The sequence below is a fragment of the Enterobacter cloacae complex sp. IR5422 genome (assembly GCF_049238165.1).
Lineage (GTDB): Bacteria > Pseudomonadota > Gammaproteobacteria > Enterobacterales > Enterobacteriaceae > Enterobacter > Enterobacter roggenkampii.
The window spans coordinates 85,074-103,614 of record NZ_JBMKHT010000012.1 but is presented as its reverse complement, the minus strand read 5'-3'; the positions used below and the strand labels follow the sequence as shown (position 1 = coordinate 103,614).

14 protein-coding genes, 1 pseudogene and 1 riboswitch are annotated in these 18,541 nt (G+C 56.6%); of the genes and pseudogenes, 7 read left to right on the top strand and 8 right to left on the bottom strand.

Annotation, left to right across the window (positions count from 1 at the left end):
* Positions 1-355 precede the first annotated feature (355 nt).
* Positions 356-1,207, bottom strand: coding sequence for a glutamate racemase (gene murI, locus ACOTXT_RS08585; protein ID WP_008501780.1), 852 nt, complete (start codon positions 1,205-1,207; stop codon positions 356-358).
* A pseudogene (btuB, locus tag ACOTXT_RS08580) lies at positions 1,152-2,999 on the bottom strand (TonB-dependent vitamin B12 receptor BtuB). The gene murI and the pseudogene btuB overlap by 56 nt, the downstream one beginning before the upstream one ends.
* Positions 3,000-3,065: 66 nt before the next feature.
* Positions 3,066-3,241: riboswitch (cobalamin riboswitch) on the bottom strand.
* Positions 3,242-3,345: 104 nt separating this feature from the next.
* On the opposite strand from btuB, the gene trmA reads away from it, so the two are divergent.
* Complete coding sequence (gene trmA, locus ACOTXT_RS08575; RefSeq protein WP_248276285.1) at positions 3,346-4,446, top strand: tRNA (uridine(54)-C5)-methyltransferase TrmA; 1,101 nt, start codon at positions 3,346-3,348, stop codon at positions 4,444-4,446.
* An 89-nt stretch (positions 4,447-4,535) separates the two neighbouring features.
* On the opposite strand, the gene ACOTXT_RS08570 is transcribed toward trmA, so the two are convergent.
* Entirely contained in the window at positions 4,536-4,895 is a 360-nt protein-coding gene (locus ACOTXT_RS08570) for a YijD family membrane protein (protein ID WP_008501783.1), read from the bottom strand.
* Between the two features lie 9 nt (positions 4,896-4,904).
* A complete protein-coding gene (gene fabR / locus ACOTXT_RS08565; protein ID WP_008501784.1) occupies positions 4,905-5,543 on the bottom strand; it encodes an HTH-type transcriptional repressor FabR in 639 nt (212 codons plus the stop codon).
* A gap of 196 nt (positions 5,544-5,739) precedes the next feature.
* Here fabR and sthA point away from each other — a divergent pair, with 196 nt between their 5' ends.
* Positions 5,740-7,140, top strand: coding sequence for a Si-specific NAD(P)(+) transhydrogenase (gene sthA / locus ACOTXT_RS08560; RefSeq protein ID WP_008501785.1), 1,401 nt, complete (start codon positions 5,740-5,742; stop codon positions 7,138-7,140).
* Here the strand turns inward: sthA and oxyR are convergent.
* The 4 genes from oxyR to argC form a co-directional block, all read right to left on the bottom strand.
* Entirely contained in the window at positions 7,123-8,040 is a 918-nt protein-coding gene (gene oxyR, locus ACOTXT_RS08555; protein ID WP_008501786.1) for a DNA-binding transcriptional regulator OxyR, read from the bottom strand. The two genes, sthA and oxyR, sit on opposite strands and share 18 nt — an antisense overlap.
* A 295-nt stretch (positions 8,041-8,335) precedes the next feature.
* Positions 8,336-9,709, bottom strand: coding sequence for an argininosuccinate lyase (argH, locus tag ACOTXT_RS08550; protein ID WP_248202889.1), 1,374 nt, complete (start codon positions 9,707-9,709; stop codon positions 8,336-8,338).
* A 105-nt stretch (positions 9,710-9,814) separates the two neighbouring features.
* Positions 9,815-10,591: an acetylglutamate kinase gene (gene argB / locus ACOTXT_RS08545; protein ID WP_088728450.1), complete on the bottom strand. Its 777-nt coding sequence runs from the start codon at positions 10,589-10,591 to the stop codon at positions 9,815-9,817.
* A gap of 6 nt (positions 10,592-10,597) precedes the next feature.
* A complete protein-coding gene (gene argC / locus ACOTXT_RS08540) occupies positions 10,598-11,602 on the bottom strand; it encodes an N-acetyl-gamma-glutamyl-phosphate reductase (RefSeq protein ID WP_333164993.1) in 1,005 nt (334 codons plus the stop codon).
* Between the two features lie 88 nt (positions 11,603-11,690).
* On the opposite strand from argC, the gene argE reads away from it, so the two are divergent.
* From argE to gldA, 5 genes are all read left to right on the top strand, one after another.
* Positions 11,691-12,842 carry an acetylornithine deacetylase gene (argE, locus tag ACOTXT_RS08535; protein ID WP_008501790.1) on the top strand — a complete coding sequence of 384 codons (1,152 nt, stop codon included), beginning with the start codon at positions 11,691-11,693 and terminating at the stop codon, positions 12,840-12,842.
* 246 nt (positions 12,843-13,088) lie between these two features.
* On the top strand, positions 13,089-15,740 hold the full coding sequence (gene ppc, locus ACOTXT_RS08530; protein WP_023326306.1) for a phosphoenolpyruvate carboxylase: 2,652 nt from the start codon (positions 13,089-13,091) through the stop codon (positions 15,738-15,740).
* Between the two features lie 94 nt (positions 15,741-15,834).
* Complete coding sequence (locus tag ACOTXT_RS08525) at positions 15,835-16,599, top strand: AraC family transcriptional regulator (protein WP_333164990.1); 765 nt, start codon at positions 15,835-15,837, stop codon at positions 16,597-16,599.
* A 128-nt stretch (positions 16,600-16,727) separates the two neighbouring features.
* The gene (gene fsa / locus ACOTXT_RS08520) at positions 16,728-17,390 is read left to right on the top strand and encodes a fructose-6-phosphate aldolase (RefSeq protein WP_021242818.1); all 663 of its coding nucleotides are present in this window, start codon (positions 16,728-16,730) and stop codon (positions 17,388-17,390) included.
* Positions 17,391-17,402: 12 nt separating this feature from the next.
* Positions 17,403-18,506 carry a bifunctional L-1,2-propanediol dehydrogenase/glycerol dehydrogenase gene (gene gldA / locus ACOTXT_RS08515; RefSeq protein WP_333164987.1) on the top strand — a complete coding sequence of 368 codons (1,104 nt, stop codon included), beginning with the start codon at positions 17,403-17,405 and terminating at the stop codon, positions 18,504-18,506.
* The last annotated feature ends 35 nt before the right edge of the window (positions 18,507-18,541 follow it).

Genomic DNA, 18,541 nt, shown 5'->3' with positions numbered 1-18,541 from the left:
CGTAATGAATTACGCATGTTCACTCAGAGACTTGGTATTCATTTTTCGTCCGAGGACGTTAAGAATCCATGTCACTTTGAGTGCCCACACAGATTGTCTGATAAATTGTTAAAGAGCAGTGCAACGCGGCTTTCGCTCACCGTTGCGAGGTCCCGTATATTACGTTTTCCTCATTCAGAGTCAAGTGATTATTTTCGCTTTTCTCTGTTGGCGTTCATCTCTGAACCCCGCTAACCCGGCGGCCTGTAAGCCGTTGTTCCGTGTCAGTGGAGGCGCATTATAGGGAGTTCTCAGACGTTGACAACCCCTCTTTTAAAAAAAACTTTCAACCGTCTCTTTTTTGCTCAAAACCGTGCTATAGCGCCAGTTTTTCGAGCGTTTCAAAGCCATAACGGCGTAAAACGGGTAAAAGTTGTTCAGTTTCTTTTGTTAACGCCATACAAAACGCGATATTCGCATCCGTAGATTTCGCATCCGGGGCTTCATGCTCCAGCAACCAGGCCGTACGACGGGCAATAGCCGCTCCGGAATCCACCAGGCGTGTCCCCTCCGGCAGCACCTCTAATAACTCTTCATGGAGTAGCGGGAAGTGGGTACAGCCCAACACAACGGTATCCGGGGGTTCAGGCATCCGCAGCCACGGACGAAGAATACGACGCAGCTCGTCGAGTGATACCGCCTTGCCATGCAGCTTCGCTTCCGCCATCTCTACCAGCTCAGCCGAACCGAGCATCGCAATCTGGCATTCGTTGGCGAAACGGTCGATCAGCTCGCGGGTATAAGGACGCTTTACCGTACCTCGCGTGGCCAGCAGGCCCACAATGCCGTTCGCCGTCAGACGCGCGGCAGGCTTTATTGCCGGGACGACGCCCACAACCGGGAACTGGAATTTTTCACGCAGGGCGGGAAGAGAAACGGTGCTCGCCGTATTACACGCGATAACGGCCAGCGCAAGGGGATAACGCTGTTGTACCGCAGTGACGATTTCCACCACGCGTTCGACAATAAAATCTTCGCTCTTTTCCCCATACGGGAAAGCGACGTTATCGAAGGCGTAGATGTAATGGAGATCCGGCAGGAGATGCCGAATCTCATCATAGACCGAAAGCCCACCGACGCCGGAATCAAACACCAGCACGGTAGGGCGCGGATTAGAAGGTGTAGCTGCCAGACAAGGTGTATTCCCGTCCTGCAGTTTGGTAGCCATAAACTGTCTCGTAATCTTTATCGAACAGGTTGGCTATTTTACCACGAACTGTAAGGTGTGAGGTGACAGGATACGAAACTGCGACATCCCACAGGCTTACACCGCCCATTTTTACTTTCTCAGACGGGTAAGTACCAAAGTCAGTGTCGTAACGCGTACCGAGATAGTGATAAGTCAGACTCCAGTCGAAATCATAGATCTGCGTGTCGAGCTGATATTTCACCTGCTGCTTAGCACGACGATCCAGAAGTTCGTTGGTTGCGGCATTTCGGGCATCTACGTAGTCATAGCCAACAGTATGCGTCAACGGACCCGTATCAAACGATGCTGTCGCTTCCACACCTTTAATGCGCGCTTTACCGACGTTGTAATATTGCTGAAGGTTATTATCGAAGTCGATGAGATTATCAACGTCATTACGGTAGCCGGATACGCGCCAGCTCACGCCCGCCGTCAGGCCTTCAAACGCACCTTCCCACTGCTTGCTCTCTTCTGGATCAAGATGGTCATTGCCATAGAAACCGTAGAGTTGACCCAGATTCGGTGCCTTATAGGCCGTACCATAAGAAGCAACGAAACGGTAACCCTCCACGAACTCCCAGGCCGCACTGCTTTGCCAGGTGCCATGACGACCGAACTGAGAGTTGTCATCGCTGCGAACCGCCCCTTCCAGGGTGAAGTCACCAAACTGCTGCAGCCCGGTCAGATAGACGCCGGTGTTACGCAGGTCGTAGCCGTTGGTCACGTAGTTTGTACCCGGCTCGGTGCTCTGCTTCTGCCAGTCAACGCCCGCGCCAATGTTCCCATGGCCAACATCAACGGAGTTGAGCCACTGGACGTTGTACTGCTTGATTTCATCCAGCGTGGCTGTCGAATCGTAGCGGCCTAAATTTGGGTCGTAGTTATAGTCCTTGCTGTGGCTATAGCTGGTGAGCAGTTGCGAATGAAAGATGTCATCGTTGAAGCGCAATCCTGCATCCCAGGTCTGGCTATAGAGCTGGCGGGTATCGACCAGCACGTCAGGCGTAAATGAGCTGTAGTAGCCGTCGTAGGCCGTACGGTTGCTGTAGCCAAAGCCGCGCACAAAACCGCTCCACTGGTCTGAGAATGCGTGATCCAGTGCGCCGTAGAGCGTTTTATTCATAAAGCCATCGCGATCGGTCTGGGCAAGGCCACCATTGTTGCCGTCCGCAACCACATCAAACCCTTTGGTATAGGTGTAATCACCCGCAAGCGTGACGCGCGTGCTGTCGCCCAGTGTTTGCTGAGTACTGCCGCCATAATTCTGATAGCCGTGTGAGCCTACGCCAGCATTCAGCGTGGTACCGTCCTTCGCACGAGTAGTAATAATGTTTACGACACCACCAATCGCGTCTGAGCCGTATACCGCCGAACGCGGTCCACGAACATATTCGATTCGCTGCACCAGGGAGATTGGGAACTGGCTGAGATCGGACGACCCCGTGACGCCCGCCTAGTTAAGGCGGATCCCATCTACAAGGATCAGGACGTGGCTGGAGTTGGTGCCACGGATAAAGAGAGAAGAGAGTTGCCCCATCCCACCACTTTGCGCCGTATCCACGCCGGGCAGGCGACGCATAACGTCCAGCACCGAGGTTGACTGCCAGCGGTCAATATCGGCACGCGTCACAACCGAGGTTGCAGCCAGAATAGTTTTTTCAGGTTGTTCAAAACGATTTGCCGTCACCACCAACGAGTCTGCGCTATCCTTCGCCCAGCCCGAAAATGCCGTGACGGACAACGCCGTCAGCAGCGTTACTTTTTTAATCATTGTTAAAGCATCCACAATATAAGAAGGATGCCGCAGGCCTCATCGATAGCACGCGATGATGAAACCAAATGCGACGTGATCCCGGCAGGTCTTCGGGCTAGGTGGCTATATAAGGATGAAGACTTCCCATTTTCACAGTGTCTACAACGCTCATCCCGCCAGTCTTTACCGCTGCGCGTCAGCTCCAGATTTACACTGGATTCCCTTTTCACTCTCAGGAGACCGGAAACAGAATGCTACAATTAGACACGTATGGATGTCCAGACAGCTATTGGCCATTAACTCTGGACATCCCCTGAACAATGCCTACAATCGCCGCGTAATTCTTTATCACTCAGGACGCATCATGACCCCAGAACACCTCCCGACAGAACAGTACGACGCGCAGCTGGCAGAGAAAGTCGTCCGCCTGCAAAGTATGATGACGCCTTTCAACGCGCCCGTTCCCGAGGTGTTCCGCTCTCCTGTCAGCCACTACCGCATGCGTGCCGAGTTCCGCATCTGGCACGACGGTGACGACCTGTACCACATCATTTTCGATCAGCAGACAAAATCCCGCATTCGCGTGGACAGCTTCCCGGCAGCGAGCGAGCTTATCAATCAGCTGATGACGCTGATCGTTGAAGGCGTGCGTAACAACCCGGTACTGCGCCACAAGCTGTTCCAGATTGACTACCTGACCACGCAAAGCAATCAGGCGATTGTCTCCCTGCTGTACCACAAAGCCCTGAACGACGAGTGGCGCGAGCAGGCGGAAGCGCTGCGCGATGCGCTACGTGCGCAGAACATCAACGTTCACCTGATTGGCCGCGCGACAAAAACCAAAATCATGCTGGATCAGGACTACGTCGACGAGCGTCTGCCGGTGGCGGGTAAAGAGATGGTGTATCGTCAGGTCGAGAACAGCTTCACCCAGCCGAACGCTGCAATGAACGTGCAGATGCTGGAGTGGGCACTGAAGGCGACGGAAGGATCAACGGGCGATCTGCTTGAACTCTACTGCGGTAACGGCAACTTCTCGCTGGCACTGGCGCGTAACTTCGATCGCGTTCTGGCAACGGAAATCGCCAAACCGTCGGTGGCCGCCGCGCAGTACAACATTGCCGCCAACCATATCGACAACGTGCAGATCGTTCGTATGGCCGCAGAAGAGTTCACGCAGGCAATGAACGGCGTACGCCAGTTTAACCGTCTGGAAGGAATCGATCTGAAGAGCTACCAGTGTGAGACGATTTTTGTCGACCCGCCGCGCAGTGGCCTGGACAGCGAAACCGAGAAGATGGTGCAGGCGTACCCGCGTATTTTGTACATCTCCTGTAACCCGGAGACGCTGTGCAAGAACCTGGAAACGTTAAGCCAGACGCACAAGGTTGAACGTCTGGCGCTGTTCGATCAATTCCCGTATACGCACCATATGGAGTGCGGCGTTTTACTCACGGCGAAGTAATGAAGACCTTGTAGGGCAGGTAAGCGAAGCGCCACCTGCCAAAAAGCCGGATGGCGCTTCGCTTATCCGGCCTACAATGACAAAAACCTTTACTCCGGTAATTGGCTCTTACGGCTACGCATGCGCGAGCCAATCCAGAACACCAGCGCAACAGACAGTACCGCAGGGAAGAAGTTAGAGCCGATATCCGGATACTCCGCGCGCACCACCGTGCTGTACAGCAATACGCCCAGAATAAAGCAGGCGGCGGCCAGCCCCGGTAACCCCACCGGCATGGTGCGGTTCAGGTAGCGTTGATGCAGGCAGTACACCGTCAGCACCAGCGCAATAAGCGGGAAAATCGAAAACGGCACGATGGAGCTAAAAATAGCGGCGAACGTACCATTAATGGATAAGCCAGCGATCAATGCCAGCAACAGCGTCCCTTTATCCTGACCTGACTGTTTCATTACTCACCTTCACTCTTCGGTTTGATGTGCCAGTTTCTCTTGTTCACGGCGATACCAGTAGTACGCGCCTTTGGAGATCATCCTGAGCTGCAATACCAGTCGCTCTTCAAGCTGCTTGCGTTGTTCAATGCTGACGTCCAGCGCTTCGGCACCTGCGCTGAAAACAATCGTCACCATCGCCTCGGCCTGTGCTTCGGTAAACGCACGCGGCATATGGTTTTCGAGTTCAAGATAGTCGGCAAGTTCCGCGATGAAGTGCTGAATTTCACGCGCGACGGCGGCACGAAACGCCGCCGACGTGCCCGAACGCTCGCGCAGAAGCAAACGAAACGCGTTGGGGTTGTTGCCGATAAATTCCATAAAGGTCGACACGGAGGTACGGATCACGCTGCCCCCTTTGGCGATACGCTGACGCGCCTGGCGCATCAGCTGGCGCAGCATCAAACCGCTCTCGTCGACCATGGTCAGGCCCAGTTCATCCACATCACGGAAGTGACGATAGAAGGACGTTGGCGCAATCCCGGCCTCGCGTGCGACTTCGCGCAGGCTCAAACTGGCAAAACTTCGCTCAGCACTCAGTTGACTGAATGCGGCTTCCACCAGCGAACGCCGGGTTTTCTCTTTTTGTTGTGCTCTTACGCCCATCACGATAGTTGAATCCTTCCAAAGGCCTGATGGCACTATACCAGAGAATAAAATTAATCTGTTTACCTGGCTTTGTGAATGATTGTTTACGTGCGGTTTGTGCTCCACTGCCGGAAAAAAGCACAACGATAATTGGGTTACTCGGGCAATGATGTTATGATTCTGTTGCTTTTATGTATAAGAACAGGTAAGCCTTACCATGCCACATTCCTACGATTACGACGCAATAGTTATTGGTTCCGGCCCCGGCGGCGAAGGCGCTGCTATGGGTCTGGTGAAACAGGGAGCCAGAGTAGCGGTCATTGAGCGCTACCATAATGTCGGCGGCGGTTGTACCCACTGGGGCACCATCCCTTCGAAAGCCCTCCGCCACGCCGTTAGCCGCATTATCGAATTTAACCAGAATCCTCTTTACAGCGACCACTCCCGACTTCTTCGTTCCTCTTTTGCCGACATCCTGAATCACGCGGATACCGTCATTAACCAGCAGACGCGCATGCGTCAGGGGTTTTATGAGCGTAACCACTGTGAAATTTTGCAGGGCAACGCGCATTTTGTGGATGAACACACCCTGGCACTCGAATGCCACGACGGGTCGGTTGAAACCATCACCGCTGAAAAATTTGTGATTGCCTGCGGTTCACGCCCGTACCATCCGGCCGACGTGGACTTCTCGCACCCGCGCGTCTACGACAGCGACTCGATTCTGAGCCTGCACCATGAACCCCGCCACGTCATTATCTATGGCGCAGGGGTCATTGGTTGCGAATATGCGTCGATCTTCCGCGGAATGGACGTCAAAGTTGACCTGATCAACACCCGCGACCGCCTGCTGGCCTTCCTCGATCAGGAGATGTCGGACTCCCTCTCCTACCACTTCTGGAACAGCGGCGTCGTGATTCGTCACAACGAAGAATACGAGAAGATCGAAGGCTGTGACGACGGGGTGATCATGCACCTGAAGTCCGGCAAGAAGCTGAAAGCGGACTGCCTGCTGTACGCCAACGGCCGTACCGGCAACACCGATTCCCTGCAGCTGGAAAATATCGGGCTTGAAACCGACAGCCGCGGTCAGCTGAAGGTCAACAGCATGTATCAGACCGCCCTGCCGCACGTTTACGCGGTCGGCGACGTGATTGGCTACCCAAGCCTGGCCTCCGCCGCTTACGACCAGGGCCGCATTGCCGCTCAGGCGCTGGTGAAAGGCGAAGCGACGGCGCATCTGATCGAAGATATCCCGACGGGTATCTACACCATCCCGGAAATCAGCTCAGTCGGCAAAACCGAGCAGCAGCTGACGTCAATGAAGGTGCCTTACGAGGTGGGTCGTGCGCAGTTTAAACATCTGGCGCGGGCGCAAATCGTGGGGATGAGCGTGGGAACGCTGAAGATCCTGTTCCATCGCGAGACGAAAGAGATCCTTGGGATTCACTGCTTTGGTGAACGCGCCGCGGAAATCATTCATATCGGCCAGGCGATCATGGAGCAGAAAGGTGGTGGTAACACCATTGAGTACTTCGTCAACACCACCTTTAACTACCCGACCATGGCGGAAGCCTATCGGGTAGCCGCGCTGAACGGCTTAAACCGCCTGTTTTAACGCGCTGTCAAAATGGCCATCCATCGCACCGCGGATGGCCTCTGCCAGCTGCTCATAGCGGCTGCGCAGCGGTGAACCCGGGCGATAAACCAGGCCAATTGTACGACGCGGCTCTGGCTTAATGCACGGCAAGTAGACCACGCCATCACGTTTACGCTCGTGCGGCACCGCCAGCGCAGGCAGCAGCGTAATACCGCTTCCCGCCGCGACCATATTTCGCAGCGTTTCCAGACTGGTTGCGCGGAAGTGGGTATCTTCATCAGCACCCGCTTCGAAACAGAAGCCCATCGCCTGGTCGCGCAGGCAGTGGCCATCTTCCAGCATCAGCAGCTTTTCGCCCGCCAGATCGGCCATCGGCACGCGATCGCGGTTCGCCCACGGGTGATCTTCATAGATCGCCAGCATCATCGGCTCATCGAACAGCGGCACTTCAATAAAGGCTTCACTCTCTTTTACCAGTGCCAGAATGGCGCAGTCGAGCTTGCCGCTGTCCAGCTGCGCCAGCAGCTGATGCGTCTGCGCTTCATGCAGGTACATTTCGAGTTTCGGGAACGTCTGGTGCAGCATCGGAATGATGTGCGGTAACAGGTACGGGCCAACGGTTGGGATCAGGCCAATATGCAGCGGGCCGGACATGGCCTCCCCCTGCTGGCTTGCCATTTCCTTGAGCACTTTGACCTCGCGCAGCACGGTGCGCGCCTGATCCACCAGCAGAAGACCTGCCTGTGTGAACAGAACCTTACGACTGGTGCGCTCCAGCAGCATCACGCCCAGCTCGTCTTCAAGCTTGCGGATCTGGCCGCTCAGCGTGGGCTGGCTGACGTGGCAGGAATCTGCCGCGCGGCGAAAGTGACGATGCTCGGCTAACGCTACCAGGTATTCAAGATCACGAATATTCATTATTCATCCTCCGTCGCCACGATAGTTCATGGCGATAGATAGCATAGCAACGAACGATTATCCCTATCAAGCATTCTGTTGAATAATACACCACATAGACGAGGCGGCACGTGTTTGACCCTTGACGTCCCCGCACCGTCAGCGAGTTTCTCTCAAAACTCGAACAACTAAAGCCAACGTGAACTTTTGCGGACCCCGTGGTCCGCTTTTTTTTTGCGTAAAAAAGCCCAACTCAGGGTTGGGCTGGGGTTTTGTAGATCGGGTAAGGCGAAGCCGCCACCCGACGTTTCAGGCATCAAATCAGGCGGTTTTTCGCCTCCGCAATGGCCTGCGCCACCTGCTTAGGCGACACGCCGCCTTTCGCCGCACGCTTGTCGAGGCAGGACTGCAGCGCCAGTATCGGATAGACGTCATCCCCGATAACCGCACTGAATTTTTGCAGGTCGGCCAGCGCCAGATCTTCCAGCGGTTTACCCTGACGAATGGCTTCCACTACCGCTTCACCGACAATATGGTGCGCTTCACGGAACGGTACGCCCTTCGCCACCAGATAATCCGCCAGCTCGGTCGCGTTCGCATAGCCCTGCTGCGCCGCTTCCTGACAGCGCGGACGCTTCACCTGAATGCCGTCCAGCACCAGCGCGCCCATATGCAGACAGTCGAGCCAGGTGTCGAGCGCGTCGAACAGCCCTTCTTTGTCTTCCTGCATATCTTTGTTGTACGCCAGCGGCAGCCCTTTCAGGGTCATCATCATACCGGTCAGCGCGCCCTGCACGCGGCCACATTTCCCGCGGATCAGCTCCAGCGCGTCCGGGTTTTTCTTCTGCGGCATCAGGGATGAGCCTGACGTCACGCGGTCGGACAGCTCAACGAAGCCCGCTTCACCGGAGTTAAAGAAGATCAGGTCTTCGGCAAAGCGCGACAGGTGCACCATCCCGATAGAGGCATTGGAGAGCAGCTCCAGCACGTGGTCGCGGTCAGAGACGCTGTCCAGGCTGTTACGGGTGGCGGAGGCAAAGCCCAGCCAGCCTGCCAGCTGCTCGCGGTCGATTTCGTAAGCGGTACCCGCCAGCGCGCCGCTGCCCAGCGGGCTGACGTCCAGACGCTTCAGGGTATCCTGCAGACGGCTTTCGTCACGCGCCAGCATCTCAACGTAGGCCAGACACCAGTGCGCAAAGGTCACCGGCTGCGCGCGCTGCAGGTGGGTATAACCCGGCATCACCGCGTCCTGATTGTTCTGTGCGGTCTCCACCAGCGCGGTCTGCAGCTGACGGTTAGCCGCCAGCAGCTCCGCGACGGTATCTTTACACCACAGCTTCAGGTCGGTGGCGACCTGGTCGTTACGGCTACGCCCGGTGTGGAGCTTTTTACCCAACTGACCGACCTTGTCGATCAGTTTGCCTTCCACCCAGCTGTGAATATCTTCGGCATCGCTCTGCAGGATTTGCTGCGGATCCAGACGCACCTCTTCCAGCAGGTTGTTCAGCGCCTCTTCCAGCTGCAGCTGTTCCTCCGGGGTCAGCACGCCAACGGTCACCAGCGCTTTGGACCAGGCCACAGAGCCGACGATATCCTGTTCGGCCAGGCGGTAGTCGAAGCGCAAAGAGTCGTTGAACTGTTTGAACCGCTGATCCGCTGCCTGTGTAAAACGCCCACCCCAAAGTGCCATAACGAATTTCCTTAATGATGATATTTTTGCCCGGTGGCGCTGCGCTTACCGGGCCTACAAAATTCACGTAGGCCGGATAAGCGAAGCGCCATCCGGCACAGAATCTTAAGCCAGAATACGCGTGCCAATCGGCGTGCCGTTAAACAGCGCCGGCAATTGCTCCGCGTGACGCCAGGAGGCGATATCAACCGGGCGGCCCAGCGTGCGCGCCGCATCCAGCGCGGCGTTCACTTTGACGATCATGCCGTCGGTGATGATGCCCTGCGCAATCAGCTGCTCGGCTTTTGCCGCAGTCATTTCCGCAATGCGCTGGCCTTTACCGTCCAGAATGCCGCTCACGTCGGAAAGCAGAATCAGGTCCGCGCCCAGCGTTGCCGCCAGTGCAGTTGCCGCCTGGTCAGCGTTTACGTTCATCAGCTCGCCCTCTTCGGTCACGCCGATAGAGCTCACCACCGGCAGGAAACCGCCTTCCAGCAGCGTGTTAATCAGCTTAGGCGAACCCGGCTGCGCCAGTCCAACGTGACCGAGCGCTTCGTCGAGCTGGGTCACTTTTACGCTGTCGCCATCGCCCAGATAGAGGCCAACGGAGGCAATGCGGTGTTTCTTCGCCCAGGACAGCAGGGTTTTGTTCGCCGTACCCGCCAGCGCACCGGTGATAATGTCAATCTGATCCGCAGGCGTCACGCGCAGGCCGTTCTTCTTGATCACCGGCAGGTTGAGCCCTTTCATCAGCTCATCCACCACGCAGCCGCCGCCGTGCACAATCACCAGCGGACGTTGGTGTGATTCGCGATAGTTCACCAGCGCGGTAAACAGACGCTCCAGCGCTTCTTCGCTGTCCAGCAGTACACCACCGAGTTTGATAATTAATGGGTTCATCATCACACCTTAAATAAGAGCCTGCGTTTCCGGGAAACCGAAACGAATATTTGCACACTGCATTGCCTGAGCGGCAGCGCCTTTCAGTAAGTTATCTTCTGCGGCCACCACGATGAGATGCTCACCCTGCACGGCAAAGCCGATGTCGCAGAACGGCAGGCCGACCACATTTTTCAGCGCCGGCACGCCTTTGTCGTACAGGCGCACCAGCGGTTTGTCCGCATACGCCTGCGTGAAGACCTCATTCACCTGCTCTTTGGTCACGCCCGGCTTCAGGCGGCAGGTAATGGTTTCGAGGATCCCACGCGGGAAGCTGCCCAGGTGCGGGGTGAAAATGACGTCCGCGCCCAGATGCGTCGTGATTTCAGGATGATGACGGTGGTTAAACACGCCATACGGCTGAAGGCTCACTTCGCAGAAGCTGTTGGAGATGGCGGCCTTGCGCCCTGCTCCGCTCACGCCGCTGGTGGCGTTGATCACCGGCCACTGGTTCAGATCCAGCAGCCCGGCTTCGATCAGCGGTTTCAGCGAAAGCTGTGCCGCCGTCGGGTAGCAGCCCGGGACAGCAATCAGATCCGCTTCTTTCAGTTTGTCAGCGCTCCACTCCGCCAGGCCGTACACCGCTTTTTCAAGCAGATCCGGATGCTGATGGGTGAAACCGTAATATTTTTCGTAGAACGCGCCGTCGTTAACGCGGAACGCGCCGGAGAGGTCGAAGACCACGCAGCCAGCCGCCAGGAACTGCGGCGCCAGGTCGTGGCTGACCTCGTGCGCGGTGGCTAAAAACACCACGTCGACGCCGTCGGTAAACTCGCTGATGTCAGACATGGGCTGCAAAGGCAGATCGACCAGCCCCTTAAGCTGCGGATGCAAATCGGAAATTAACTTTCCTGCATCATTGCTTTGCGCTGACACGGTCAAAGCGGTTATGGTCATATGTGGATGGCGATTCACGTAGCTTACAAGCTCTGCGCCCGCATAACCGCTAGCGCCTACAATCAGCGTATTCAACATCGGGTTCCTTTATGCTCAACGTTAATGTATTTTTATTCACATTTATTGCATGAATATTGATACTATCACGACCTAAGGTGTGTCAACAATGAAAATGAACTTACCGCCATTTATCGAGATCTACCGCGCCCTGATTGCCACACCGTCCATCAGCGCAACGGAAGAAGCGCTGGATCAGAGCAATGAGTCTTTAATCAATCTGCTGGCGGGTTGGTTTAGCGATCTTGGGTTTAACGTTGAGGTTCAGCCCGTCCCCGGCACTCGCCACAAATTTAACCTGCTCGCCAGTACCGGAACCGGTGCGGGCGGCCTGCTGCTGGCCGGTCACACCGACACCGTGCCGTTTGACGATGGCCGCTGGACGCGCGATCCGTTCACCCTGACCGAGCACGACAACAAGCTCTACGGTCTGGGCACCGCAGACATGAAAGGCTTCTTCGCCTTTATCCTCGACGCGCTGCGTGACGTGGACGTGACGAAGCTGAAAAAACCGCTCTACATTCTGGCGACCGCTGATGAAGAGACCAGCATGGCGGGCGCGCGCTACTTCTCAGAAAACACGTCGATTCGTCCGGATTGCGCGATCATCGGCGAGCCTACGTCTCTGCAACCGATTCGCGCACATAAAGGCCATATCTCTACCGCCGTGCGCGTGCTCGGCCAGTCCGGCCACTCCAGCGATCCGGCGCGGGGCGTCAACGCCATTGAGCTGATGCATGACGCCATCGGCCGCATCATGACCCTGCGCGACGATCTGAAAGAGCGTTACCACTATGAGGCGTTCACCGTGCCGTATCCAACGCTCAATCTCGGCAGCCTGCACGGCGGTGATGCCTCGAACCGTATCTGCGCCTGCTGCGAGCTGCACATGGACATCCGACCGCTGCCGGGCATGACCCTGAGCGATCTGGATGGTTTACTGAACGAAGCGCTGGCCCCGGTGAGTGAGCGCTGGCCGGGCCGTCTGACGGTCTCGGAACTGCACCCGCCGATCCCGGGTTATGAATGCCCGCCGGACCATCAGCTGGTCGAAGTGGTGGAAAAGCTGCTCGGTGAAAAGACTGACGTGGTGAATTACTGCACCGAAGCGCCGTTTATTCAGACGCTGTGCCCGACGCTGGTTCTTGGCCCTGGCTCCATTAACCAGGCGCACCAGCCGGATGAGTATCTTGAAACCCGCTTTATCAAGCCCACCCGCGAACTGATTACCCAGGTTGTACATCATTTCTGCTGGCATTAATGACCTTTCCCCTCTCGGAAGAGAGGGGAAAATCCCGCGATCTCCGTCACATTTCCATAAGCATCTCTTATCTGACGCAATGCGAATTAAATTTCGTAAATTGCCCACATTTATTCGTTTGCTGAACCGTTTTCGCAGCAATTGACGACGGGGGTTTTACGTGGCTTTATAAAGGGAGATGACAAAATAATGTCCAGAAGATTTTCGCCTGGGCATAAACAAAAATGATGGGGTGACTGGGTTTTTATGAACGAACAATATTCCGCGTTGCGTAGTAATGTCAGTATGCTCGGCAAAGTGCTTGGAGATACCATCAAAGATGCGTTGGGGGAGAACATCCTCGACCGCGTTGAAACCATCCGCAAGCTGTCTAAATCTTCCCGTGCCGGTAACGAGGCCAGTCGTCAGGAGCTGCTCACCACCTTGCAGAACCTCTCGAACGACGAGCTGCTGCCCGTTGCACGCGCATTCAGCCAGTTCCTGAACCTGGCCAACACCGCTGAGCAATACCACAGCATTTCGCCAAACGGCGAAGCGGCCAGCAACCCGGAAGTCATTGCCCGCACCCTTCGTAAACTGAAAGACCAGCCAGACCTCAACGAAGCCACCATCAAAAAAGCAGTGGAGTCACTTTCGCTGGAGCTGGTACTGACCGCTCACCCAACCGAGATCACCCGTCGCACCCTGATCCACAAAATGGTGGAAGTGAACAACTGCCTGAAGCAGCTGGATAACAAAGACATTGCCGACTATGAACGCAACCAGCTGATGCGCCGCCTGCGCCAGCTGATTGCTCAGTCCTGGCACACCGATGAAATTCGTAAGCATCGCCCAAGCCCGGTCGACGAAGCTAAATGGGGCTTTGCGGTGGTGGAAAACAGCCTGTGGGAAGGGGTACCGAACTACCTGCGCGAGCTGAACGAACAGCTGGAAGCGAACCTGGGCTACCGTCTGCCGGTCGACTTTGTGCCGGTCCGCTTTACCTCCTGGATGGGCGGCGACCGCGACGGCAACCCGAACGTCACCGCAGAAATCACCCGTCACGTCCTGCTGCTGAGCCGCTGGAAAGCGACCGATCTGTTCCTGAAAGACATTCAGGTACTGATCTCCGAGCTGTCGATGGTAGAAGCGACGCCGGAACTGCGCGCGCTGGCCGGTGAAGAAGGTGCCAGCGAGCCGTACCGTTTCCTGATGAAAAAACTGCGTGGTCAGCTGATGGCCACTCAGGCCTGGCTGGAAGCGCGCCTGAAAGGCCAGCGTCTGCCAAAACCAGAAGGGCTACTGAGCCAGAACGAACAGCTCTGGGAGCCGCTGTACGCCTGTTATAAATCGCTGCAGGCCTGCGGGATGGGCATCATTGCCAACGGCGAACTGCTCGACACCCTGCGTCGCGTGAAGTGTTTCGGCGTGCCGCTGGTACGTATCGATGTTCGTCAGGAAAGTACCCGTCATACCGAAGCGCTGGGCGAGCTGACCCGCTACCTCGGCATCGGCGACTATGAAAGCTGGTCCGAAGCCGACAAGCAGGCGTTCCTGATCCGCGAGCTGAACTCCAAGCGCCCTCTGCTGCCGCGCAACTGGGAGCCAAGCAACGATACCCGCGAAGTGCTCAACACCTGTAAAGCGATCGTGGACGCACCGAAAGGATCGGTCGCCGCCTATGTGATCTCCATGGCGAAAACCCCGTCCGACGTGCTGGGCGTTCACCTCCTGCTGAAAGAAGCGGGCATCGACTACGCCCTGCCTGTCGCCCCGCTGTTTGAGACCCTCGATGACCTGAACAACGCCAACGACGTGATGAGCCAGCTACTGAACATCGACTGGTATCGCGGCTTTATTCAGGGCAAACAGATGGTGATGATCGGCTATTCCGACTCCGCAAAAGATGCGGGCGTAATGGCGGCATCCTGGGCGCAGTATCAGGCGCAGGACGCACTGATCAAAACCTGCGAGAAAGCCGGTATCGAGCTGACGCTGTTCCACGGACGCGGTGGCTCAATTGGCCGTGGCGGCGCGCCTGCTCACGCGGCGCTGCTGTCACAGCCGCCGGGAAGCCTGAAAGGCGGCCTGCGCGTGACCGAGCAGGGCGAGATGATCCGCTTCAAGTACGGCCTGCCGGAAGTGACCATCAGCAGCCTGTCGCTTTATACCAGCGCGATCCTCGAAGCCAACCTGCTGCCACCGCCGGAGCCAAAAGAATCCTGGTGCCGCATCATGGACGAGCTGTCAGGCATCTCCTGCGATCTGTACCGCGGCTATGTGCGTGAAAACAAAGATTTCGTCCCTTACTTCCGTTCAGCCACGCCTGAGCAGGAGCTGGGTAAACTGCCGCTGGGCTCGCGTCCTGCCAAGCGTCGTCCGACCGGTGGCGTAGAATCTCTGCGCGCCATTCCGTGGATCTTCGCCTGGACGCAGAACCGCTTAATGCTGCCCGCCTGGCTGGGTGCCGGTGCCGCGCTGCAAAAAGTGGTGGAAGACGGTAAACAGAGCGAACTGGAAACCATGTGCCGCGACTGGCCGTTCTTCTCTACCCGTCTGGGAATGCTGGAGATGGTCTTCTCGAAAGCCGACCTGTGGCTGGCGGAATACTACGATCAGCGCCTGGTGAAGCCCGAGCTGTGGGCGCTGGGCAAAGAGCTGCGCGAACTGCTGGAAGGCGACATCAAAGTGGTGCTGGACATCGCTAACGACTCACACCTGATGGCGGACCTGCCGTGGATTGCCGAGTCTATCCAGCTGCGTAACATCTACACCGACCCGCTGAACGTCCTGCAGGCAGAGCTGCTGCACCGTTCGCGTCTGGCGGAAGAAGAAGGGAAAGAGCCGGATCCACGCGTTGAACAGGCGCTGATGGTGACGATTGCGGGCGTTGCGGCGGGTATGCGTAACACCGGCTAATGCTTTACGCCCGGCGGCGCTGCGCTTGCACGGGCCTACGATAAGTAGGCCGGGTAAGCGTTAGCGCCACCCGGCAAATTTCGGTAGTCTCCTTATGCATTCCGATATCACCCAGATTTTGACAGACCTGGTGAACCGCACGTTACCGCTGGGTCAGATTCATTTCTCAGCGCTGGCTGAACAGCATCCCCGAACCTCTCCCTGCCTCGGCATTACCCTTGACACACCCTGCGAGGCGATTTTTTCTTTTTTTGGACAAATTACGCATCCTGCGCCTCACGTCCTGAGCATACATTTCGGTAAGCAGCAGCTTACAATCGAGTTACAGCATGACAATGTGCTCTTACAACAACTCCAGGTTGCCCGACGTGGTCCGCGAACGGGGGCTTTTCTTCTGCAAACGCTCACCGAATTACAGATGCAGCCAGAAGAGCAGGACACAGCAAGGCTGGTGGTTTTAAGCCTGCTCAGCCACTGCCGGGATCTGCTTGGAAGCGAAATTCACACCGACAGCCGCAGCCGGGCACTGTTCGAAGCCGTTCGGAGCTATATCGAAGAAAATTATGCCTCTTTGTTAACTCGCGAATCCGTGGCACAGGCGTTCTACATCTCACCAAACTACCTTTCCCATCTATTCCAGAAAGTCGGCAGCGTCGGATTCAATGAATATTTAACAAAAACGCGCCTGGAACATGCGCGTCAGCTGCTGAAAGGCTACGATCTCAAAATTAAAGATATCGCCACACGCTGTGGATTTACGGACAGCAACTACTTTTGCCGTCTCTTTCGCAAGCACACCGAACGTTCCCCTTCCGACTATCGACGCCAGTACCACAGCCAGCTGATCGCCAAAAAGTAGCATTGTGATCGCTCTCTCACTTCGCCAAGGACATTACATTTGTCCAGTATTTGGCAAAATTGACCTGTATTCGCCGCGCCTGGGTGCGCCGTATCCTTTATTCAACCTTTCTGACTTAAGGAAAAATAATGGAACTGTACCTGGATACCGCCAACGTGGCGGAAGTTGAACGCCTGGCGCGCATTTTTCCCATTGCGGGCGTCACCACCAACCCGAGCATCATTGCCGCCAGCCGTGAATCCATCTGGGACGTGCTGCCGCGCCTGCAACAAGCCATCGGGCCGGAAGGCACGCTGTTTGCTCAAACCATGAGCCGCGATGCCGAAGGCATGGTGGCAGAAGCCAAACGTCTGAGTAACGCCATTCCGGGCATTGTGGTGAAAATCCCGGTGACGGCTCAGGGACTTATCGCAATTAAGGCCTTGAAAAAAGAGGGGATAACCACGCTGGGCACCGCCGTTTACAGCGCGGCGCAGGGCTTGCTCGCCGCACTCGCAGGGGCGAAATATGTCGCGCCGTACGTCAACCGCGTCGACGCGCAGGGCGGTGACGGCATTCGCATGGTTCAGGAACTGCAGTCCCTGCTGGAGCTGCACGCGCCGGACAGTAAAGTGCTGGCCGCCAGCTTCAAAACGCCGCGTCAGGCGCTCGACTGCCTGTTGGCAGGATGTGAAGCAATCACGCTTCCCTTAGACGTAGCGCAACACATGCTCGGTACGCCGGCGGTAGAGTCAGCCATAGAGAAGTTCGAGCAGGACTGGAAAAACGCGTTTGGTAACCTCAACCTCTAAGGGAGAACTGTTATGGACCGTATCATTCAATCGCCGGGGAAATATATCCAGGGCGCGGATGTGCTGACCCGTCTCGGCGAATATCTGAAACCCCTGGCAAACCGCTGGCTGGTCGTCGGCGATAAGTTTGTGCTGGGTTTTGCCGAAGAGACCCTGCGCCAGAGTTTTAAAAAAGCCGAACTGCATGCCGAAATCGCGCCGTTTGGCGGCGAATGTTCGCAAAATGAAATCGATCGCCTGAAAAAGCTGGCCGACAGCGCCGACTGCCTGGCGGTGCTGGGTATTGGTGGCGGTAAAACGCTGGATACCGCGAAAGCGCTGGCTCACTTTATGGACGTGCCGGTCGCCATTGCGCCGACTATCGCGTCCACCGACGCGCCGTGCAGCGCCCTTTCCGTTATTTACACCGACAGCGGCGAGTTCGATCGCTACCTGATGCTGCCGCACAACCCGAACATGGTCATTGTGGATACGAAAGTGGTTGCAGGTGCGCCTGCACGTCTGCTGGCCGCCGGGATTGGCGACGCGCTGGCGACCTGGTTTGAAGCACGCGCCTGCTCGCGCAGCGGCGCGACCACTATGGCCGGGGGTAAATGCACACAGGCGGCATTAGCGCTCGCCGAGCTGTGCTACAACACGCTGGTTGAAGAGGGTGAAAAAGCGATGCTGGCGGCGGAACAGCATGTGGTGACGCCTGCGCTGGAACGCATTATCGAAGCCAACACCTATCTCAGCGGCGTCGGCTTTGAAAGTGGCGGGCTGGCGGCGGCACACGCTATTCATAACGGCATGACGGCGGTGCCGGACGCGCATCACTTCTATCATGGGGAGAAAGTGGCGTTTGGTACGCTGACGCAGCTGGTGCTGGAAAACGCGCCGGTAGAAGAAATTGAGACCGTCGCGGCGCTTTGCCACAGCGTAGGGCTGCCGATCACCCTGGCACAGCTGAACATCAAAGAGGATATTCCGGCCAAAATGCGTCTGATCGCCGAAGCCTCTTGCGCGGAAGGAGAAACGATCCACAACATGCCGGGGGGCATCACGCCGGATCAGGTGTATGCGGCGCTGCTGGTGGCAGACCAGTATGGACAGCGATTCCTGCAGGAGTGGGAGTAATAAAAAAGCCGGGTGGCGCTGCGCTTACCCGGCAT

Excerpts from the sequence above, each read along its gene's own strand:
- murI (WP_008501780.1), bottom strand. The coding sequence starts at position 1,207 with ATGGCTACCAAACTGCAGGACGGGAATACACCTTGTCTGGCAGCTACA.
- trmA (WP_248276285.1), top strand. The coding sequence starts at position 3,346 with ATGACCCCAGAACACCTCCCGACAGAACAGTACGACGCGCAGCTGGCA.
- ACOTXT_RS08570 (WP_008501783.1), bottom strand. The coding sequence starts at position 4,895 with ATGAAACAGTCAGGTCAGGATAAAGGGACGCTGTTGCTGGCATTGATC.
- sthA (WP_008501785.1), top strand. The coding sequence starts at position 5,740 with ATGCCACATTCCTACGATTACGACGCAATAGTTATTGGTTCCGGCCCC.
- oxyR (WP_008501786.1), bottom strand. The coding sequence starts at position 8,040 with ATGAATATTCGTGATCTTGAATACCTGGTAGCGTTAGCCGAGCATCGT.
- argH (WP_248202889.1), bottom strand. The coding sequence starts at position 9,709 with ATGGCACTTTGGGGTGGGCGTTTTACACAGGCAGCGGATCAGCGGTTC.
- argB (WP_088728450.1), bottom strand. The coding sequence starts at position 10,591 with ATGATGAACCCATTAATTATCAAACTCGGTGGTGTACTGCTGGACAGC.
- argC (WP_333164993.1), bottom strand. The coding sequence starts at position 11,602 with ATGTTGAATACGCTGATTGTAGGCGCTAGCGGTTATGCGGGCGCAGAG.
- argE (WP_008501790.1), top strand. The coding sequence starts at position 11,691 with ATGAAAATGAACTTACCGCCATTTATCGAGATCTACCGCGCCCTGATT.
- ppc (WP_023326306.1), top strand. The coding sequence starts at position 13,089 with ATGAACGAACAATATTCCGCGTTGCGTAGTAATGTCAGTATGCTCGGC.
- ACOTXT_RS08525 (WP_333164990.1), top strand. The coding sequence starts at position 15,835 with ATGCATTCCGATATCACCCAGATTTTGACAGACCTGGTGAACCGCACG.
- fsa (WP_021242818.1), top strand. The coding sequence starts at position 16,728 with ATGGAACTGTACCTGGATACCGCCAACGTGGCGGAAGTTGAACGCCTG.
- gldA (WP_333164987.1), top strand. The coding sequence starts at position 17,403 with ATGGACCGTATCATTCAATCGCCGGGGAAATATATCCAGGGCGCGGAT.